The organism is Methylocapsa palsarum (assembly GCF_900114285.1).
Classification (GTDB): Bacteria; Pseudomonadota; Alphaproteobacteria; order Rhizobiales; family Beijerinckiaceae; genus Methylocapsa; species Methylocapsa palsarum.
On sequence record NZ_FOSN01000002.1, the window covers coordinates 67264 to 85790 of the forward strand.

Here is an 18527-nt window from a genome sequence, read left to right on the forward strand (position 1 = left end):
TTTGCTGTCGGATGAGGGAAAGGAGGAGCCGAAGACCCTCCTGATCCCGCTTCGAAAAGTTTCAGCGGTCGCCGAGGCTGCCGCCGGCGTCGGCGAGGGCCGCGCCGACTTCCAGCCCGAGATCATCCATGGTGGTTTCTTCGACCACGTTAATTTCCTCGCCCTTCGCCTGACGTTCCGCCTCGGTGACCGAACGGGCGACGTTCACGGTGATTTCAGAGATGATCTCCGGATGGAGATGCACCGGGACCGAATGCAGGCCGATGGACTTGATCGGCGTTCCAAGAACGACCTGCGTCCTGTTGACGTTGAACCCCCCGGCCGTGATCGCGTCGGAGATGTCGCGCGGCGACACAGATCCGTACAGATGGCCGGTCTCGCCCGCCTGACGAATGATGATGAAGCTCTGGCCAGTGAGCTTTTCGGCGATTCCGGCGGCCTCGCTCTTCGACTCGAGATTGCGCGCCTCGAGCTGGGCTCGCTGGCTGTCGAAATGGGCCTTGTTGGCCTCGGTCGCGCGCAGAGCCTTGCCGCCGGGCAGAAGGAAATTACGGGCGTAGCCGTCCTTCACCCGCACTGTCTGGCCCATCTGCCCCAGTTTGGCGACGCGTTCGAGTAAGATGACTTCCATCAGACATGATCCTTTGATTTGATTTCAGAAGCGGAAAGCGCCGATTTGACCTTGCGCTCACGCAAGGCGAATGCGGCGTCGACGAGGCCGATAAGAACGAAAAGGAGGATCGGAAATCCGTATCGCATCAGGTAGAAGACGCCGATATAGATCGCCGCGAGCATCGGCGTTCTGTATTTCGCGCCGCGCGACAGAAAGTGCATGACGGCGAGGCCTTGCAAGGCGAAGCCCATGGCGAGAGCCGCCGCGACGATGGCCGCGATATAAGCGGTGAAGCCGCCGATGAAACATACGGCGACCGCGATGACGAAAGCTGCTGCGAAGGAGCGGGGCAGGCCCAGTTCGCGAGGGATATCCGGCCACGGACGGGGAAGCCGGCCGGACACTTCGACGGCGCGGCCCGCGAGATAAAGATTCAAGACCAGCATCAGGACGCTCGACGCGGCGGCCAGCGGCGCGGCGGCCCGGACGATAAGCTGAGCCACGTCCTCAAGCTTCAGTCCCGCCGGCAGATCCGCGCCGGCGACGCTTTCGATCAGCGGCGTCACCTTTGCGACGGCGTCGGCGAAGGCGGCGCGCGGGCCTCCATGCTGGACGCTGAAATAGATCGTGACCGCCACGGTGATCGCGGAGCAAATCGCCACCGCGGTCGCAAGGATTCGTTCGACGGGCGCATAATCGCGCGAAAAGGATCGTCCGACCGTTGTGGTGATGCTCCAGGAAGAGCTTCCCTTCGGCCGGCTCAAGGCGGCGAGGAAACCAAGGCCGAGGGCGGGCAGGCCAAGGCTCATGGCGAAGATCAGGCCGGTCAGCGCCGCAGTGTCGAGTCCCCAGGTCCAGGCGTGGAGATTTTGCGGGATCACGAGCGCGCCGACTGTCAGCGACGCGATGATGGCCGAGGCGACTCCGGCGAAGGGCCCGAAGCCAAGCATGGCGATCATGATGGGAAGAGGCGACAGGTAAGCCAGCGTCATCGCCGGCGCCGTCCCCTGGCGGCTCAGGGTGAACAGGATTCCGGCCGAGACGCCGGCTCCAATCCCGACCGCAACGACGATGGGCGAGATGTGAGAGAATCGTTTTTTCATCGTACCCTGCTGTCCCGCTGTAGGGCGGTTAGAGGCGGGTCGGAAACCAACGCCTCCGCCCGTCCCAGCAATTCGTCCGATCGAGCGGACGTCGATCTTCAAAGACGGACGCGGCCTAGCTTGGCGCGACCGTCTTTAGATGGTCAGCGGATCACATATGGCAAGAGGCCAAGGAAGCGGGCGCGTTTGATCGCCTTGGCGAGTTCTCTCTGTTTCTTGGCGGACACCGCCGTGATGCGAGAAGGCACGATCTTTCCGCGCTCGGAAATGTAGCGCGACAGGAGACGGGTGTCCTTGTAGTCGATCTTCGGGGCGTTGACTCCGGAGAAAGGGCAGGTCTTGCGGCGACGGAAAAACGGACGGCGGGGCGCTGCGGCGGTGGTCATCAGAAGCTCCCCTCGTCGCTAAAGCCGGCGTCCTCGCGCGGGCGTCTTGGTCCCCGGTCGCCGCGATCCGGACGCGGGCCTCGGCGGTCTCCCCGGTCGGGCCGGTCGCCGCGATCGTCGTCGTCGCGCTTGCGCATCATCGCGGACTGGCCCTGCTCGAGCTCCTCGACCCGGATCGTCAGGATGCGGATGATGTCCTCGTTGATGCCTTCCTGTCGCTCCATCTCGGTAATGGCCGCCGGCGGCGCGTCAATGTTCAAAAGCGAGAAATGCGCCTTGCGGTTCTTCTTGATGCGATAGGCGAGGGATTTGACGCCCCAATATTCGACTTTCTCGATCTTGCCGCCGAGGGATTCGATCGTCGCCTTCAACTGCTCGGTCAGCGTTTCCACCTGCTGGGCGGAAATATCCTGACGAGCAAGGTAGATGTGCTCGTAAAGAGCCATGCTGCTTGCCTTTCTTTCGATATGAGCTTCGGCGCCGAGCCCTTCGAGCCCGGGAAAGGCTCGACCAGACATACGAAGGCGGAGACACCGGACATGATCGTCAACCGATCAACTCGACGAGCGAGTCTTCCGTTCAGCCTCCGGCCGAAGCTGAGAACCGCGGTTTATACCCGGATTTTGCTCGCGCGCAAGGCGGAACGTTCGAATTGCTCCTCCGCGCTGCAAGGTTCAGACGCAGGGGCCCCATTCGCCGCTGGCGTAAATGCGCCAGGATCTCAGCCCCGCCTTGGCGACGACCAGCCTTCCGCTCCGGGCCTTGGCGACAAGGTGCTTGAAGACGAGGGGCGTTCGCCAGGCGAGCGGCTTCGACGGATCGCAAACGGCGCGGTATTCGTCCGATTCGGGATCTTCCATCAAGATGGCGCCGGTGCGGTCCGGCCGCATTTGCGCGGTCAGGGCGCGGTCGCCCTTCCAGAGGCACTCATATTCGCGGCAGACGCCCGGCCGCGCCGCATAGATCCCGCAGCCCCCGCCGTCGGCGCAGTGGCGGCAGAGGTCTCCGGCGGGTTTGACCAATTCTGTTATTTCGAGAGCCTTGCAGCACAGACTGCATTCGCCGCAGGCTTTTCCTGGAATTTCGGGCATGATCGCGGGCCCCGACAAAGACCGATTCGCTTGACGATGAAGTTTGTCGAGGAGGGGCGGTCGGCGCAAGCACAACCAGTCGACTTGAGATCAGGCGATTTAACTTAACGACGGTCGGCGCTGTTCGCGGGACGACGTCACGACAAAAAAAGGGCGAGCCGCGAATGGCTCGCCCGTTCCTTAAGCCAGAGATGGCGTCGGCTCAGTAGCGCGCGACGACCGGCGCGGCGGGAGCGCCGAACTTATAGGTCAGACCAACGCGCGCGGTTTGCATTGTCTCTTTCACCGTATGGTAGGGGAATCCGAGCAGGCTGACTGACTCGGTGAACCCCTTGGTGCCGAAGTTGTAGTAGCGATATTCGGCCCGCGCGGTGATGTTGTTCGTAAAGGCGTACTCGAGACCGCCGCCGACATCCCAGCCGTAAGCGCTTGAGCCGAAATCGAGAACGTGGCCGGGAGTTCCTGTCGCGAACGGTATCGCCGGCGTCATCGTATGGCGGATGTCGCCGTAAGCGAAGCCGCCGATCGCGTAGACGAGCACGCGGTCGAAAGCGTAGCCGAGCCGCCCGTCAACCGAACCGAACTGGCGGATGGAATTGGTCACGCCCAGCGGATAGGCGAACGTGTTTCCGGTCACCCCGGCGAAATTGTATTCCGCCTGAAGCCCCAGCACGAAGGAGTTGAACTGAAGGTTGTATCCCACATTGAGGCCGCCGAAGGCGCCAGCTCCATTAAAGCTCGTATTCCAGCCAGCGTTTGCGGTGGTTGAGGTCTGGCTCCATGCGCCGCCGACCTGAAGGGTGACGTAGGCCCCGGTCCAGGTGAAGACAGGCGGCGGCGCTATCGGCGCGGGCGCGAGGTCGGCGGCCATGGCGGAGGATCCCGCCAGAAGTGAAAGGCCGACCATCGATCCAGCCAGGCTGCGCAGAATTTCGTGTCTCATGGAGTTCCTCCCCGTATGCTTTGATGTCTCGAAATTTCTTCGTTGCTGTCTTGATCCAGTGTTAGCATCGCATCAAAAGGTGGCAAGCGGCGGAGCGCCGAAATGACCCCGCATGCGTCTGAATTTGCCGACCTGTTGCATTTTTGCGGCGGAGATCCTTGCGCCCGGCCGATTGCATTTGGAGCCCGCCCGTCAGCGAAAATGTAAAGCGGCGGGTTGACTTGCGCGGGCTGCGGTGTCACTCGCTCCTCCTCGAAAAATAACAAAAGTGGGACGGAATGACGAAGGCTTTCGTTTTCCCGGGGCAGGGGTCGCAGTCGGTCGGCATGGGCAAGGCGCTGTCGGAGGCGTTTCCGCAAGCCCGCGCTGTTTTCGCCGAAGTCGACGACGCGCTCGGGCAAAATCTGTCGGGCCTCATGTTCGAAGGGCCGCAAGAGGAGCTGACGCTCACCGTGAACGCGCAGCCAGCCCTCATGGCGGCCAGTCTGGCGGCCATTCGAGTGCTCGAATCGGAAGCCGGACTCGATCTTCGCAAGGACGCCGATTTCGTCGCCGGGCATTCGCTTGGAGAATATTCCGCGCTCGCCGCGGCAGGATCGCTCAGCATATTTGCGACCGCAAAGCTTTTGCGCGTGCGCGGCGAGGCCATGCAGAACGCGGTTCCGGCCGGAACCGGCGCGATGGCGGCGCTTCTCGGGCTGGATTTCGAGACCGCCGCGAAGGTCGTCGACGAAGCCACGTCGAACGCCGCCCCGGGCGAGGTCTGCCAGATCGCCAACGACAACGGGGGCGGCCAGATTGTCGTTTCCGGCACGAGCGCCGCCGTCCATCGCGCCATCGAGATCGCCAAAGCCCACGGCGGCCGGCGCTCCATCATCCTGCCGGTTTCGGCTCCGTTTCACTGCCGCCTTATGAATCCCGCCGCGGAAGCGATGAATGCGGCCCTCGCCGACGCGGAAATCAAGCCTCCCTGCGTTCCGCTCGTCGCCAACGTGCTGGCGAGGCCCGTCGTCGATGTCGAGGAAATCCGGCGTCTGCTCGTTGCTCAGGTGACCGGCGCGGTGCGCTGGCGCGAAAGCCTGGTCTTCATGGCGAACCGGGGCGTCTCGCTCTTTGTCGAATGCGGAGCTGGCAAAGTCCTCTCCGGTCTGATCAAGCGCATCACTGATACGGCGTCGGGGCTTCCGGTGGGAACGCCGGCCGACATCGACCTTTATAAAGCCCAGGCCTAGGCCGCGCCGCCGCGTTGGAGTTTTCATGTTCGATCTTTCGGGAAAAACCGCACTCGTCACGGGCGCGAGCGGCGGGCTTGGACAAGCGATAGCCCGCGCGCTGCATGCGCGCGGCGCCGTCGTCGCCCTTTCCGGCACGCGCCGGGAGGCGCTCGAAGACCTCGCGCGCGACCTTGGAGGCGGCGCGCATGCGCTGCCTTGCGATTTGTCGGATAAGGCGGCGGTCGAGGCTCTTGTCCCCGCGGCCGAAGCGGCGATGGGAAGCGTGGACATTCTCGTCAACAACGCAGGAGTCACCAAAGACAATCTCTTCATGCGCATGAAGGACGAAGAGTGGGACACGGTCCTCAACGTGAATCTGACCGCAGCCTTCCGACTGTCGCGCGCGTGCCTGAAAGGGATGCTGAAGCGACGTTACGGGCGGATTGTCGGGATCACCTCCGTCGTCGGCGTGACCGGTAATCCGGGGCAGGGCAATTACGCCGCCTCCAAGGCGGGAATGATCGGCATGTCGAAAAGCCTCGCCGCCGAAGTCGCGAGCCGGAACGTGACCGTGAATTGCGTCGCGCCGGGATTTATCGAAAGTCCGATGACCGACGTCCTGAACGAAAAACAAAAGGCCGCGATCCTTTCGGCCGTGCCGATGGGCCGCCTTGGAACCGGCGCGGAAGTCGCCGCGGCCGTGGTCTATCTGGCCAGCGCCGAGGCCGCGTACGTAACCGGTCAAACCCTCCATGTGAATGGAGGAATGGCAATGATTTGAAGATGTTAGTGTGTATGGCGGGTCGGCTGCGCCGGCTCTCGCCAACGTGATCGAAGTATGTTACCAACCTTCGTCGAGCAGCAGGCGGCAATCATTGCGGGGGTGGTCGGAGCGACGTGCTGGACTTTGATCCTCATCACGTCCATACGACCTTGATAAGCGTTCATACGACCTTGATAGATGAGTTTTCCGGTTGTATGGGCATGTCTCTACCCAGAACTAAGCAACGGTGTCGGCTTGTGTCGGCGAAATAGTGAGGACGAGGATAAAACGACCATGAGCGATGTCGCCGAGCGCGTAAAGAAGATCGTAATAGAGCATCTCGGTGTAGATGCCGATAAAGTCGTCGACAATGCCAACTTCATTGAGGATCTTGGTGCAGATTCTCTGGATACAGTTGAGCTGGTCATGGCTTTTGAAGAAGAATTCAGCGTCGAGATCCCCGACGACGCCGCAGAGACCATTGTTACCGTGGGCGATGCGGTCAAGTTTCTGGAAAAGGCGACCACTGCCTGAGGCCCAGGCGGGACGAGCCGGCAAGACTTGTTTCCAATACTTTTCGATGGAATTAGCGCTAACGGAGCCGTCGGGCGGCCTCGGTGCGGGGCGACATGTTGACCAGGTCCTAAGATGCGAAGGGTAGTCGTTACCGGTCTTGGCATGGTGTCGCCGCTCGCCTGCGGAGTTGAGCCGACCTGGAGCCGCTTGATCGCGGGCCAGAGCGGCGCACGTGTGATAGACACGTTCGATACGTCTGATCTCGCCTGCAAGATCGCGATGCCGATCCCAAGAGGCGATGGTTCCGAGGGGACCTTCAATCCAGACGACTGGATGGAGCCCAAGGAACAGCGCAAGATCGACGATTTCATTCTCTACGCCGTCGCCGCGGCGACGCAGGCGCTGGCGGACGCAGGCTGGAAACCGACAACCTATCAGGATCAGATCCGGACAGGCGTCCTGATCGGATCCGGAATCGGCGGACTCGGCGGCATAGCTGAAACGGCCATCGTCTTGCACGAGAAAGGTCCGCGCCGGGTCTCGCCCTTCTTCATTCCCGGCCGTCTCATCAATCTGGCTGGAGGCTATGTCTCCATCCAGCACGGGCTTCGAGGTCCGAATCATGCCGTCGTGACCGCATGTTCGACGGGGGCCCATGCGATCGGCGATGCGGCGCGCCTCATCGCGTTCGAGGACGCCGAGGTCATGGTCGCGGGCGGCGCTGAATCAGCGATCAACCGGATCGGAATCGCCGGATTCGCCGCCTGCCGCGCCTTGTCCACCGGTTTCAACGACCGCCCGAAACAGGCCTCGCGGCCCTACGATCGCGACCGGGACGGCTTTGTGATGGGCGAAGGCGCCGGCTGCGTCGTTCTCGAATCCTATGACCACGCCTTCGCGCGCGGCGCAAAAATCTATGCCGAACTCGTCGGGTACGGGATGTCGGGCGACGCCTATCATATCACCGCGCCGCAACCGACCGGAGACGGCGCCTTCCGGGCGATGGCTTCGGCGATCAAGCGGGCGGGAATCTCTCCGTCCGAAATCGATTACATCAACGCGCATGGCACCTCGACCCCGCTTGGCGACGAGATCGAGTTGCAGGCGGTTCAGAGGCTGGTTGGCGACGCCGTAAACTCCTTGTCAATGTCATCCACCAAATCCGCGATCGGCCATCTCCTCGGCGCCGCCGGAGCCGTCGAGGCGATTTTCTCGATCCTCACGCTTCGCGACCAGATCGTCCCTCCGACGCTGAATCTCGATAATGTCTCGGTCGAGACGCGTATCGATCTTGTTCCGCATAAGGCCCGCGCCCGGGAGGTGCAGTGTGTCCTTTCCAATTCGTTCGGGTTTGGCGGCACCAACGCTTGCTTGATCTTCAAACGCGCCGGATAAGCGCCGCGCCTCGAGTGAGTGGCGAATTCGGGCGCGGAACCAGAATTCGCCATATTCTTCGAGTCCAAGTGACCGGCTTCGTCAGGTCGCATTCGGCGGGCAAACAGCGAGTTGAGTGATGGGCGATATCCCGCCAGAGTTCCAGAAAGACTCCGCGCCGCGCAAGACGAATCAAGGCACAAGCCGTCTGTTTGGAAGCCGGCGCGCCCCGCAAAGTCCGAATGAGGCGCTTCAGCCCGAAACGGTGCCGCAACCGCCTTCGGTTCCGCCGAGTCGCCGCCGGCCTGCGCTTTCGGCGTTCAGCGGCATCCTTTCCTTTCTCCTGATCGCGGCGTTCGGCGCGATGCTGGGGCTGGTCTGGAGCCAGCACCGCATGCGCGAGCCGGGACCTTTGGCCGCCGACAAGGTGCTGTACATCGCGCCCGGCGCCGAGCTCCCCGATATTATCAGCGAACTCGAGCAGCAAGGCGTGATCGACAGTCCCTTTGCGCTGAACGTCGCGCTCCTCGTCGAAGGCAACCGCTCGAAGGTCAAGGCGGGCGAATATCTTTTCAAACAGAACGCCAGCTTGCAGGAAGTGATGGACACGCTGGTCAGCGGCAAGCAACTCCTGCACGCCGTCACGATTCCGGAGGGTCTGACCAGCCAGCAGATCGTCGAACGTCTGCTCGAAAGCGATTTCCTCGTCGGCGACCTGAAGGATGCGCCGAAAGAAGGCAGTTTGCTGCCTGAAACCTATAAGGTCGCGCGTGGAACGGCTCGAGCCGACCTGATCAAGAAAATGCAGGATGATCAGAAGCGGATCGTCGATCAGATCTGGTCGCGCAGAGTCAGCGATCTGCCCTTGCATTCGCCGCATGAGCTTGTGACCCTCGCCTCGATCGTCGAGAAAGAAACCGGAAAAGCCGACGAGAGGTCGCGCGTCGCCAGCGTTTTCCTCAACCGCCTCGTCAAGCGGATGCGGCTGCAGTCGGATCCGACGATCGTCTATGGCCTCGTCGGCGGTAAAGGCACGCTGGGGCACGGGATTTCGCGATCCGAACTCGAAAAGCCGACTCCTTACAATACTTATACGATCGATGGTCTGCCGCCGGGGCCGATCGCCAACCCCGGCCGCGCCGCCCTCGAGGCCGTCGCCAATCCATCGCGCACGCATGATCTTTATTTTGTCGCCGACGGCTCCGGCGGACATGTTTTTTCGGAAAATCTCGATCAGCATAACCGCAACGTCCAGAGATGGCGGCAGATCGACAAGGAGGCGAAGGAACGGCTGGACAAATCCGCGCCCGAGCCCGACAAATTATCGCCTGAAGCGGCTCCGCTTGCTGCGCCTCCCGCGCCCGCGGCGCCCTCGGCTCCGTCTCGCGGCGACAAAAGAGGCGAGCTCGAGACGGAGCCTACCGTTTATGGCTCGCTCGGCGATTCGTTCGAGGCCCAGCTTCTGTCTCAAGACGGCGCGCCGGCTCCGAATGATCCGCAGGCCTTCGCCGCCATCGACAAGGCCGCTCCATCGCCCGCAACGCCGGCGAAGAAGGGGTCGACCAGAAAGGTGGACTCGGGGCGTCAGCCGGCTGCGTTCAGCGCTTTCACCATGGGGCCGGGCCTTGACGATCTTGGCATCAGCGTCCGCGGCGTGATGGCCTCGCCCGCGGAAACGCTTGATGGCCCGGTGAGCGCGTCGGAACCGCAGGACGCCCGGGTCGAAACAGCGACTTTCCCGATCTCGCCCGCCCGGCGTGCGGAGCAGAAGGCCCATGCCGCGCGATTCGGCCTGTCGCCAGGCGCAGACGAACTTCCGCCTGAACCGGCCGCCGCGCCCGCTCCGCAGAATGCCGGAACTCCCGGACGCGCCCGCGTCGTGGATGTTTCCGAAGGCACGCCTCTCGATCCGCTTCGCAACAAGACCTACGACCTCAATTATCCCAAAACCGTGCCGGCGATGAAATAAATCCGCAGAAGGACCGGCGCGGGAACGCATATTCCGATTGGAGTGAATCAATCCAATCGACAAGATTATGCTCAAGCTTTTGACGCTGGAGCGATTTCTGATCAATCGCATGACTTCATGCGATCGGAAAGCGCTCTAGACGGCGGTTCCGTAAAGGTCATAGGCGTCGGAACGGTCTATTTTCACGGTCACGATATCGCCGATCCGCAAGGGCCGCTTCGAGGCGACGTGCACCACGCCGTCGATCTCGGGGGCGTCGCCCTTCGAGCGGCCTTCCGCGGCGCGGGGACCGGCCTTGTCGATGATGACGGGCAATCGCGCGCCGACCTTGTCCTTTAGCTTGCGCGCACTCATCGCGTGACACTGCTCCATCAGCCGGCGGAAGCGCGCGTCCTGAACCTCGGGCGGCACAGGTTCGAAGCCGAGGGAATTGGCCGCGGCGCCTGCGACGGGCTCGTATTTGAAGGCGCCGACGCGGTCGAGCTTCGCTTCCGCAAGCCAGTCGAGCAGGAACTTGAAATCGTCTTCGGTTTCGCCGGGAAAGCCGACGATGAAGGTCGATCGTATCGTCAGATCCTTGGCCGTCGTCCGCCATGCGCGGATCCGCTCCAGCGTCTTGTCCTGATCGCCAGGACGTTTCATCGCCCGCAGAATTTTCGGGCTCGCATGCTGAAAGGGAATGTCGAGATAGGGAAGGACAGAGCCTTCCGCCATAAGTTCGATCACGTCATCGACATGCGGGTAGGGATAGACGTAGTGCAGCCGCACCCAGACGCCGAGCCGCCCGAGTTCGCGGGCGAGGTCGATGAATTTCGCCCGCACCATGCGATCGTCGAAAGCGCTCTCGGAATATCTCAGGTCGAGCCCATAGGCGCTGGTGTCCTGGGAGATGATCAGGAGTTCCTTGACGCCCGCCGCGACCAGCTTCTCGGCCTCGCGCAGGATGTCCGCCGCCGGGCGGGAGGCAAGATCGCCGCGCAGCTTTGGAATGATGCAGAACGAGCAGCGATTATTGCAGCCTTCCGAAATTTTCAGATAGGCGTAGTGCCGCGGCGTCAGCTTGATTCCCTGCGGCGGAAGCAGATCGATAAACGGATCGTGAGGCGGGGGCGCCGCCGCGTGAACCGCCTGCATGACCGATTCGAAATCCTGTGGTCCGGTGATTCGGAAAAGATCCGGGAATCGCGTCCGGATGGCGTCGGGTTCCGCGCCCATGCATCCGGTGACGATGACTTTGGCGTTTTCAGCCGCTGCTGCGCCGATCGCGGTCAATGATTCGGCTTTGGCGCTGTCCAGAAAGCCGCAGGTGTTGACGATGATCGCCGTGGCGCCCTCGTGCGTTTTTGACAGCTCGTAGCCTTCCGCCCGCAAACGGGTGAGGATGCGTTCGCTGTCGACGAGCGCCTTGGGGCATCCCAGCGAGACGAAAGCGATTCGCGGCGCCTCGCCGCCTTGAAGCTGCTGCGGGGAGATTTCGGGAACCTGCGCTGAATTGGACGTCATGAGCGTGCCTTCGCATGGCGGGGGCCGCCGCGCAAGCGAAGCCTCTTCCGTGTCCGGCCCATAAAAAACCCGGCCACGAGGGCCGGGTGAAGATGGAGAGTTAAGACTACTGATCAGTACTTGGCGACGACGGGCGCGGGCGGCAAGGAGTCGAACTTATAATTAAATCCGACCTCAACCTGATTTTGAGTCAGGTGGTGGCGCGCATACGTCCCGAGAATCGGGCTGGAGTTGATCAAGTAATCGTTGAAGGCTCCGAAATCCGAGTAGCGGTATTCAGCCCGGATCGTCCAGTTGTTGGTGACGGCATATTCGACGCCGCCGCCGACGGTCCAGCCGGTCCGCGTCCGTGAAATGCTGTCGTAGCCGAAGGGGCTCGCGTAGGATGTGTTGATCCCGGCGAATCCGGCGCCGCCTGTCGCGTAAAGCAGGATGCGGTCGATGGCGTAGCCGGCGCGCAGGCGGATCGAACCCTGAATGTTCGACTTGATGTTGTCGTTGTAGGCGAAGCCGGCGTATTTCGTCTGGCCGAGGCTCAGACCGCTCACGTCGCCTTCGAGGCCGGCCACCCACGGACCAAGCTGGAGATTGTAGCCGATCTGGGCGCCGCCGATGACTCCGCCCGGGTTCGCACCGTAGGAATGATAGACCGAGGGCGTTCCTGGAATAATGAAGCCAGGAATTGGGAATTCTCCTCCGGGAACTCCGGGAACGAAGACATCCGGCGTCCCCGGTATAGACAGCGCGGCGTGATCGTTGCCCCAGGCGTAGCCGATCGAGCCGCCGACATAGAGGCCGGTCCAGCTGAAGATCGGCGGGGGCGGCGCGATGACGGGCGCGGGGCGGGAAGGAAGATCGGCGGCGAAGGCCGATCCAGCAAGGGCAGCGGCGCCAACCGATGCCAACAGAAACCGACGCAACATAGCTTTCTCCCTCAAGCATTCTCTGAAAATTTCTTACAGAGGTAAATTACGCCGATTCAAATGTTCAACAACACCAAATACGCGGCGCAAGGCCTTGTCAGGACGCTATTCAGACGACTGTGACCGGGCGGCAACAATACACCGCGCTAGAGAGCTTTCCGATCGCATGACTTCATGCGATCGATCAGAAATCGCTCCAGAGTCAAAGATTTGAGCATATTCTTGTCGATTGGATTGATTCAATCCGATCGGAATATGCTTCAGGGCTGAACTCCTCGGGGCGAGGCCGAAAAACGCAAAAACCCGGCCGCGAGGCCGGGTTTTGTTACTGGTCAGATATCGAGCCCGGAGGCTGGATCTCAGTACTTGGCGACGACCGGAGCCGGGGGGGCGAGGTCGAACTTGTAGCTGAAACCGACCTGGACGCGGTTTTCGGTGAAGTGGCGGTTCACGTAGGCGCCGAGCGCGCCGAGGGTCGGGAAGTCCCACGAGTTGGCGTACTGGGTCGCATGTCCGAAGTCGGAATAGCGGTATTCGGCGCGAACCGACCAGTTGTTGGTGACGGCGTATTCGAGACCGCCGCCGACCGTCCAGCCGACGCGGGTGCCGGAGTTGCTGGCGCAGCCGCCGAAGAATTCGCCGGTGTCGATGGTGTTGAAGTTGCTGCAGGCGTTGCCGTTGAAGCCGGCGAACGCGACGCCGCCCGTGGCGTACACGAGGACGCGATCCCAGGCGTAGCCGAGGCGGCCGCGGATCGAGCCTTCGACGCTGTGGCTGACGTTGAAGCTGGTGGAGCCCTGGGCGAGGCCGCCGTAGGGGGTGAAGAAGTGGGTGCCGGACTTGCTCATGCTGGTGCCGTCGACATCGCCTTCGAGGCCGATGACGAACTGGTTCAGCTGGAGGTTATAGCCGACATGAGCGCCGCCGATGACGCCGTTATAGCTGGTCGAGGCGCTGATGAAATCGCCGAAATAATCGCCGAGGCTGCCATTGGCGGTGCCCCAGCCGTAGCCGATCTGGCCACCGACGTAGACGCCGGTCCAGGTGAAGATCGGAACGGGGGGGAGATAGACTGGCGGGGGAGCGCGGGACGGCAGATCGGCCGCGACGGCGGAGCCAGCGAGAGCGAGCGCTCCAGCGGAGGCAAGGAGAAGTTTGCGAAGCATTAGCGTGAACCTTTCGAGGTTAATCAGACGGGATGAATTTACTCTATTTCAGACTTTCAACAATCCTTTGATGTCCGAAATATGGTGACACGAGCGATATTCGCCTTACTTGTGTCAAAAAAACAACATGTCAGCGGCCGAGCAATCTGGAGAGAAAAACCTAAATTATAAATTAAAGGAAAATTCTTTCTGTTTATGCTCAACGCTTTGTTACTTGACTAGAAAACCCGGCAACATGTTGCCGGGTTTTCCTGTGCGTTCATTATCAGGCGTAAACCCGAACGAACCGATCTCAGTACTTGGCGACGACCGGAGCCGGGGGGGCGAGGTCGAACTTGTAGCTGAAACCGACCTGGACGCGGTTTTCGGTGAAGTGGCGGTTCACGTAGGCGCCGAGCGCGCCGAGGGTCGGGAAGTCCCACGAGTTGGCGTACTGGGTCGCATGTCCGAAGTCGGAATAGCGGTATTCGGCGCGAACCGACCAGTTGTTGGTGACGGCGTATTCGAGACCGCCGCCGACCGTCCAGCCGACGCGGGTGCCGGAGTTGCTGGCGCAGCCGCCGAAGAATTCGCCGGTGTCGATGGTGTTGAAGTTGCTGCAGGCGTTGCCGTTGAAGCCGGCGAACGCGACGCCGCCCGTGGCGTACACGAGGACGCGATCCCAGGCGTAGCCGAGGCGGCCGCGGATCGAGCCTTCGACGCTGTGGCTGACGTTGAAGCTGGTGGAGCCTTGGGCGAGGCCGCCGTAGGGGGTGAAGAAGTGGGTGCCGGACTTGCTCATGCTGGTGCCGTCGACATCGCCTTCGAGGCCGATGACGAACTGGTTCAGCTGGAGGTTATAGCCGACATGAGCGCCGCCGATGACGCCGTTATAGCTGGTCGAGGCGCTGATGAAATCGCCGAAATAATCGCCGAGGCTGCCATTGGCGGTGCCCCAGCCGTAGCCGATCTGGCCACCGACATAGACGCCGGTCCAGGTGAAGATCGGAACGGGGGGAACATAGACTGGCGGGGGAGCGCGGGACGGAAGATCCGCCGCCATCGCTGAAGTGGCGAGAGCAACCGCTCCCGCAGAGGCCATGAGAAGTTTACGAAGCATTGGCTTTCTCCTTTCCGGAAGTTGAAGCACCGGCAAATTACTCCAGCGCAGCTTCGCCACAACCCTATTTCGGGTGATTTGGGCTTTCCCCGGGCACTATCCCGGACGCTGTGGCTTGGATGCAACAAAAGCGAATTGGGGTGAACGAAAATTGGGCTGACGGACCGCGCAGGCGTTGCAAATCCGTTAATTTCCCTTTGGCGGAAGACAAAAATCCGACCTTTCGGTCAGAGTTTTTCTATCGGGCTCCGATCGGCATTGGGCCGAAAGAATCGAATTTATAGCTGAAACCCAGCCGCACGGCGTTCGTCGTTTCGTGATGTGTGGCGGCGGTGAGCCCTAGGAAAGCATTGGGGTAATCGGTGAACGAGCCGTAATCGGCGTAACGATATTCGGCTCTCGCGGTCCAATTGTTGGTGATGGCGTATTCGATCCCGCCGCCGATGGTCCAGCCCGCGACGCTCCGATTGAACGAACTAAAGCCGTAGGGCGCCTGATAGGTCGTGTTGAAGTCGGCGAAGGAGCCGCCCCCGGTCACATAGAACAAGGCGCGGTCGAGGGCGAAGCCAAGCCGGCCCCTGATCGATCCTTGAACCGGGATATGCGAATTGTAATACGTGTTCCCGTAAAGGTATGATTTTCCATAGGAAAGCCCCTCTACGTCGCCCTCGAGGCCGATCACGAACTGATTGATCTGGTAATTATAGCCGACGTGAGCGCCGCCAACGACGCCGCTGGGGTTCGAGTTCACGCCCGTGAACGCATATCCGGGGCCGTAGCCCGAGAAATTGTCCTGGCCCCAGGCGAAGCCGATCTGGCCGCCAAGGTAGAGGCCGGTCCAGCTGAAAGCTGGCGCGATATAGGCCGGAGGCGCCTCACGGTAAGGAAGATCGGCGGCGACCGCCGACCCAGCCGCGGCCGCGCAAGCTGCGGCGGATAACAGCAATCTTCGGATCATGTCTTCTCCATTCAAAGCCGAATATGTCGAGGCGCGCTTGCCTAAGTCTGGCGGCGCGGGGCGCGCCCTGGCGCGAACCTCGGCGGCGCCGGGAGAAGATGATTTCCTCATGCCGCCAAAGCGTCGCCCGCGTCTGCATTGCCGAACGCCGGGTTAATCTAGCGGCCGACCTCTTACCGAAGTCTTTAAGGAATCGGCTGGCTTCCCGCGTGATTCGTAGACGCGGGGATCGTCGCGGGTTGCGGCGATCGGGCCTGGCCGGTTAGGGTGAGCGGCCCGTTCCTGAAGCGTTCGAGGCGGCGCGACGGGGTTGTGGCAAGTTGAAACAAGGGTAAAAGAGGCTTGGCCTGGTCGGGCCTCGCGATGGAAGGGTGGCCGAGTGGTTTAAGGCAGCGGTCTTGAAAACCGCCGTGGGTGCAAGTCCACCGTGGGTTCGAATCCCACCTCTTCCGCCAGACCCACATCCGCTGCCGCCCGCCATCATCCGAAATTCTCCAATCTTCCCCTTGTGTTAATCCACAAGCGTCCGCATATCTCCATTTCAACCCGCCCCAATCCACGGCTAGAAGTGGGGCTGGAAGTGGGGTCCGGTCATGGGAAGATCATTAAACAGACTGTCCGCGCGTACCGCCGCGACCATCGCGACGCCCGGCCGACATGCCGACGGCGGCGGGCTTTATCTCGTCATTACAAAGAGTGGCGCGCGGAAGTGGGCATTCATGTTCGTTCGCGCCAGCAAGCGCGTCGAGATGGGGCTAGGATCGGCTCGCGACGTCTCCCTAGCAACGGCCCGACAGAAGGCGACGGCGGCGCGCTCGCTGCTGGCGGGTGGACTTGACCCGCTGGAGGCCAAGCGGACCTTGCCGGACAAGAGGCGCTTCCGATCATTCGGAGAAGCTGCAGACGACTACATCGCGGCGCATGAGCCAGGTTGGCGGAACGCCAAGCACGCCGCGCAATGGCGCATGACGCTGACGGAGTACGCTAAGCCCCTGCGCTCGATGCCGGTCGAGCAGGTCGATACGGCGGCGGTGCTGGCTACCCTCCAACCGCTCTGGCGAGCCAAGCCCGAAACCGCCAGCCGCCTTCGCGGGCGAATCGAAGCAGTAATTGATGCGGCGCGAGCTTACGGGGATATCGAGCAAGGCGTTCCCAATCCGGCGCGGTGGAAGGGGCACCTCGATAATCTTTTGCCAAAACCTGAGATTTTAAGGCGGGGGCACCACGCGGCGATGCCGTTTGGCGACGTTCCAGCATTCCTTGAGCGCTTGCGGTCTTATGGCGGGGTCACTGCGTCGGCGATCCAGTTCCTGATCCTGACCGCCGCCCGATCAGGGGAGGTTTTCGGCGCGACCTGGAGCGAGATCGACCATGATGCAAGGGTATGGACGATCCCAGCTGGCCGCATGAAGGGCGGGCGAGAGCACCGCGTGCCGCTTTCGCAAGAGGCGATCCGGATCATCGAGGAGATGGGCGCTGCCAGGACATGCGAGTTCATATTCCCCGGTCGCAGCGGACGGGGACCTCTTTCGACGATGGCGTTTGACATGGTGCTTCGGCGCATGAACGCTGGGGCGACCGTGCACGGCTTCCGATCGAGCTTCCGGGACTGGTGCGGCGAGAAGACGTCATTCCCCCGCGAAGTGGCCGAGGCGGCGCTGGCGCACGTCTCCGGCGATGCAACCGAACGCGCGTACCGAAGGGGAGATGCTCTTGAGAAACGCCGCGAGCTGATGGAGTTCTGGGCAAACTTTTGCAATCCTCCGGAGAATGACATTTTAACACCCTTGCTGAGGCGAGCGTGATGACAAAATTCGAAGAATGGCTCGCGCCGCACGGCATGAACCCGGAGCAGTTTACGCACGTGCGGGGCGATGACTTTGTGAAGTTGTTGTCATGCATTTTCGACGAAGGCTATTCCGCCGGACGCCGAAAGGAGAAGGGGAAGCCCATGCTTCGGCGCAAAGGAGGGCGGCGGCCGGAAATAGCGCCGTTCTTCGTGTGGCACTTAACGCGCGCCGTAGACGAGCAGCACGTGGAGGGCGCAAAAAAAGTGGCCACAATAAAGGGGTTTCTCGAAGCCCATAAGGCGGGGGAGACCATGTTCGCAGCCTTAAGAATCCTCGATGATCAGGGCGTGAAAGATATCCCGTTCACAGATGCGGAGCGGGCCGTAAGGGAGCTTGGCCTAGGCGACCAACTTGATGAAGCAGCGGCACCGGCGGCGGACTGGGTGCCCACGCCGGCTCAAGCCAAAAGCGCATACGACCGCGCGAAAAAGACGAAATTTGGCCAAATGAAGCGCGAACGCCAAGGCGCGTCGGCAAGAGGAAGCCTCCCAAAGGACGCGATGATCTCGTAATCCGGGCCTTAAAACGTATTCAAACGGGGGGTCCCTTTTTCGCACTTACGTCTTAGGCCACTTGTTGATCGTGTCCGATAAAAACCCAAAAGGAGACGATCTTGAACAAGCGCCCTACCAACTCCCCAGATGAATGGCGGGAAAAACTTTGCTATACGATCCGGGAGTGGTGCGACGCGGTCGGAGTAGGCCGGAGCACCACTTATGAACTGATTGCGAGCGGTGACCTCAAGGCGATAAAACTTGGAGGCCGGACGTTGATCCCTTGCGACGAAGCGAAGCGCTTTGTTGACGCGCTACCCGCGCTGAAATCCGATAATCACTTCGGCGCAGAGCATCGCTTGGCTCCGAACAACCCAGCGCCAGGCGAGAGCCCTAAAAGCGGCATACAGGCGTCGTAAGCACCGGCTGGCCACCGTTAGAGGCCCCGCTGCACGAAACGTTAAACGTGCCCTGGTCAGCATCTCCGAAACTGATCTAGCGCTTGGCGCACGTTACCGCGCCCCGAAAGGAAGGAGCCCATAGAAAACGCAAAGCCTCGCTG

The 18527-nt window shown here is 61.6% G+C and carries 19 protein-coding genes and 1 tRNA gene; 9 read left to right on the forward strand and 11 right to left on the reverse strand.

The genetic code is table 11. The features are described 5' to 3' along the window. Positions 1-61 precede the first annotated feature (61 nt). From rplI to BM177_RS03215, 6 genes are all read right to left on the reverse strand, one after another. Entirely contained in the window at positions 62-631 is a 570-nt protein-coding gene (gene rplI, locus BM177_RS03190; RefSeq protein ID WP_091677829.1) for a 50S ribosomal protein L9, read from the reverse strand. Continuing rightward, positions 631-1716, reverse strand: a complete 1086-nt coding sequence (locus BM177_RS03195; protein WP_091677832.1) for a YybS family protein — start codon at positions 1714-1716, stop codon at positions 631-633. The genes rplI and BM177_RS03195 overlap by 1 nt, the downstream gene beginning before the upstream one ends. A gap of 143 nt (positions 1717-1859) precedes the next feature. Then, on the reverse strand, positions 1860-2102 hold the full coding sequence (rpsR, locus tag BM177_RS03200) for a 30S ribosomal protein S18 (RefSeq protein ID WP_091677836.1): 243 nt from the start codon (positions 2100-2102) through the stop codon (positions 1860-1862). Continuing rightward, positions 2102-2548 (reverse strand): 30S ribosomal protein S6, encoded by a 447-nt coding sequence (gene rpsF, locus BM177_RS03205; protein WP_091678720.1) that lies wholly within the window; start codon positions 2546-2548, stop codon positions 2102-2104. The genes rpsR and rpsF overlap by 1 nt, the downstream gene beginning before the upstream one ends. Positions 2549-2776: 228 nt before the next feature. Continuing rightward, a complete protein-coding gene (locus tag BM177_RS03210; RefSeq protein WP_091678723.1) occupies positions 2777-3193 on the reverse strand; it encodes a hypothetical protein in 417 nt (138 codons plus the stop codon). A gap of 202 nt (positions 3194-3395) precedes the next feature. Continuing rightward, positions 3396-4136 carry an outer membrane protein gene (locus tag BM177_RS03215; RefSeq protein WP_091677840.1) on the reverse strand — a complete coding sequence of 247 codons (741 nt, stop codon included), beginning with the start codon at positions 4134-4136 and terminating at the stop codon, positions 3396-3398. A 278-nt stretch (positions 4137-4414) separates the two neighbouring features. On the opposite strand from BM177_RS03215, the gene fabD reads away from it, so the two are divergent. From fabD to mltG, 5 genes are all read left to right on the forward strand, one after another. Then, positions 4415-5368 (forward strand): ACP S-malonyltransferase, encoded by a 954-nt coding sequence (gene fabD / locus BM177_RS03220; RefSeq protein WP_091677843.1) that lies wholly within the window; start codon positions 4415-4417, stop codon positions 5366-5368. A 25-nt stretch (positions 5369-5393) separates the two neighbouring features. Continuing rightward, positions 5394-6131 carry a 3-oxoacyl-[acyl-carrier-protein] reductase gene (gene fabG / locus BM177_RS03225; protein WP_091677847.1) on the forward strand — a complete coding sequence of 246 codons (738 nt, stop codon included), beginning with the start codon at positions 5394-5396 and terminating at the stop codon, positions 6129-6131. A gap of 276 nt (positions 6132-6407) precedes the next feature. After that, positions 6408-6647: an acyl carrier protein gene (locus tag BM177_RS03230; protein ID WP_091678727.1), complete on the forward strand. Its 240-nt coding sequence runs from the start codon at positions 6408-6410 to the stop codon at positions 6645-6647. 114 nt (positions 6648-6761) lie between these two features. Further along, complete coding sequence (fabF, locus tag BM177_RS03235) at positions 6762-8024, forward strand: beta-ketoacyl-ACP synthase II (RefSeq protein ID WP_091677851.1); 1263 nt, start codon at positions 6762-6764, stop codon at positions 8022-8024. A 118-nt stretch (positions 8025-8142) separates the two neighbouring features. After that, the gene (mltG, locus tag BM177_RS03240; protein WP_091677855.1) at positions 8143-9972 is read left to right on the forward strand and encodes an endolytic transglycosylase MltG; all 1830 of its coding nucleotides are present in this window, start codon (positions 8143-8145) and stop codon (positions 9970-9972) included. Positions 9973-10107: 135 nt separating this feature from the next. On the opposite strand, the gene rimO is transcribed toward mltG, so the two are convergent. From rimO to BM177_RS03265, 5 genes are all read right to left on the reverse strand, one after another. Continuing rightward, positions 10108-11475: a 30S ribosomal protein S12 methylthiotransferase RimO gene (gene rimO, locus BM177_RS03245; RefSeq protein WP_091677858.1), complete on the reverse strand. Its 1368-nt coding sequence runs from the start codon at positions 11473-11475 to the stop codon at positions 10108-10110. 113 nt (positions 11476-11588) lie between these two features. After that, positions 11589-12398 carry an outer membrane protein gene (locus BM177_RS03250; protein WP_091677861.1) on the reverse strand — a complete coding sequence of 270 codons (810 nt, stop codon included), beginning with the start codon at positions 12396-12398 and terminating at the stop codon, positions 11589-11591. A gap of 359 nt (positions 12399-12757) precedes the next feature. Beyond that, positions 12758-13564 (reverse strand): outer membrane protein, encoded by an 807-nt coding sequence (locus BM177_RS03255; RefSeq protein ID WP_091677866.1) that lies wholly within the window; start codon positions 13562-13564, stop codon positions 12758-12760. A 292-nt stretch (positions 13565-13856) separates the two neighbouring features. After that, positions 13857-14663, reverse strand: a complete 807-nt coding sequence (locus BM177_RS03260) for an outer membrane protein (protein WP_091677870.1) — start codon at positions 14661-14663, stop codon at positions 13857-13859. A gap of 238 nt (positions 14664-14901) precedes the next feature. Further along, positions 14902-15621: an outer membrane protein gene (locus BM177_RS03265; RefSeq protein WP_091678729.1), complete on the reverse strand. Its 720-nt coding sequence runs from the start codon at positions 15619-15621 to the stop codon at positions 14902-14904. A gap of 365 nt (positions 15622-15986) precedes the next feature. Between BM177_RS03265 and BM177_RS03270 the strand changes: the two genes are divergently transcribed. From BM177_RS03270 to BM177_RS03285, 4 genes are all read left to right on the forward strand, one after another. Then, positions 15987-16076: transfer RNA gene (locus BM177_RS03270), tRNA-Ser, on the forward strand. Positions 16077-16214: 138 nt separating this feature from the next. Further along, a complete protein-coding gene (locus tag BM177_RS03275; protein WP_091677875.1) occupies positions 16215-17426 on the forward strand; it encodes a tyrosine-type recombinase/integrase in 1212 nt (403 codons plus the stop codon). Continuing rightward, positions 17426-17983, forward strand: a complete 558-nt coding sequence (locus BM177_RS03280) for a hypothetical protein (RefSeq protein ID WP_091677879.1) — start codon at positions 17426-17428, stop codon at positions 17981-17983. Before BM177_RS03275 ends, BM177_RS03280 begins: the two co-directional genes overlap by 1 nt. A gap of 101 nt (positions 17984-18084) precedes the next feature. Next, a complete protein-coding gene (locus tag BM177_RS03285) occupies positions 18085-18384 on the forward strand; it encodes a helix-turn-helix domain-containing protein (RefSeq protein ID WP_139223491.1) in 300 nt (99 codons plus the stop codon). Positions 18385-18527 lie beyond the last annotated feature (143 nt).

Excerpts from the sequence above, each read along its gene's own strand:
- fabF (WP_091677851.1), top strand. The coding sequence starts at position 6,762 with ATGCGAAGGGTAGTCGTTACCGGTCTTGGCATGGTGTCGCCGCTCGCC.
- BM177_RS03195 (WP_091677832.1), bottom strand. The coding sequence starts at position 1,716 with ATGAAAAAACGATTCTCTCACATCTCGCCCATCGTCGTTGCGGTCGGG.
- fabD (WP_091677843.1), top strand. The coding sequence starts at position 4,415 with ATGACGAAGGCTTTCGTTTTCCCGGGGCAGGGGTCGCAGTCGGTCGGC.
- fabG (WP_091677847.1), top strand. The coding sequence starts at position 5,394 with ATGTTCGATCTTTCGGGAAAAACCGCACTCGTCACGGGCGCGAGCGGC.
- BM177_RS03275 (WP_091677875.1), top strand. The coding sequence starts at position 16,215 with ATGGGAAGATCATTAAACAGACTGTCCGCGCGTACCGCCGCGACCATC.
- BM177_RS03260 (WP_091677870.1), bottom strand. The coding sequence starts at position 14,663 with ATGCTTCGTAAACTTCTCATGGCCTCTGCGGGAGCGGTTGCTCTCGCC.
- BM177_RS03280 (WP_091677879.1), top strand. The coding sequence starts at position 17,426 with ATGACAAAATTCGAAGAATGGCTCGCGCCGCACGGCATGAACCCGGAG.
- rpsF (WP_091678720.1), bottom strand. The coding sequence starts at position 2,548 with ATGGCTCTTTACGAGCACATCTACCTTGCTCGTCAGGATATTTCCGCC.
- BM177_RS03210 (WP_091678723.1), bottom strand. The coding sequence starts at position 3,193 with ATGCCCGAAATTCCAGGAAAAGCCTGCGGCGAATGCAGTCTGTGCTGC.
- BM177_RS03230 (WP_091678727.1), top strand. The coding sequence starts at position 6,408 with ATGAGCGATGTCGCCGAGCGCGTAAAGAAGATCGTAATAGAGCATCTC.
- rimO (WP_091677858.1), bottom strand. The coding sequence starts at position 11,475 with ATGACGTCCAATTCAGCGCAGGTTCCCGAAATCTCCCCGCAGCAGCTT.
- BM177_RS03255 (WP_091677866.1), bottom strand. The coding sequence starts at position 13,564 with ATGCTTCGCAAACTTCTCCTTGCCTCCGCTGGAGCGCTCGCTCTCGCT.
- rplI (WP_091677829.1), bottom strand. The coding sequence starts at position 631 with ATGGAAGTCATCTTACTCGAACGCGTCGCCAAACTGGGGCAGATGGGC.
- mltG (WP_091677855.1), top strand. The coding sequence starts at position 8,143 with ATGGGCGATATCCCGCCAGAGTTCCAGAAAGACTCCGCGCCGCGCAAG.
- rpsR (WP_091677836.1), bottom strand. The coding sequence starts at position 2,102 with ATGACCACCGCCGCAGCGCCCCGCCGTCCGTTTTTCCGTCGCCGCAAG.
- BM177_RS03215 (WP_091677840.1), bottom strand. The coding sequence starts at position 4,136 with ATGAGACACGAAATTCTGCGCAGCCTGGCTGGATCGATGGTCGGCCTT.
- BM177_RS03250 (WP_091677861.1), bottom strand. The coding sequence starts at position 12,398 with ATGTTGCGTCGGTTTCTGTTGGCATCGGTTGGCGCCGCTGCCCTTGCT.
- BM177_RS03265 (WP_091678729.1), bottom strand. The coding sequence starts at position 15,621 with ATGATCCGAAGATTGCTGTTATCCGCCGCAGCTTGCGCGGCCGCGGCT.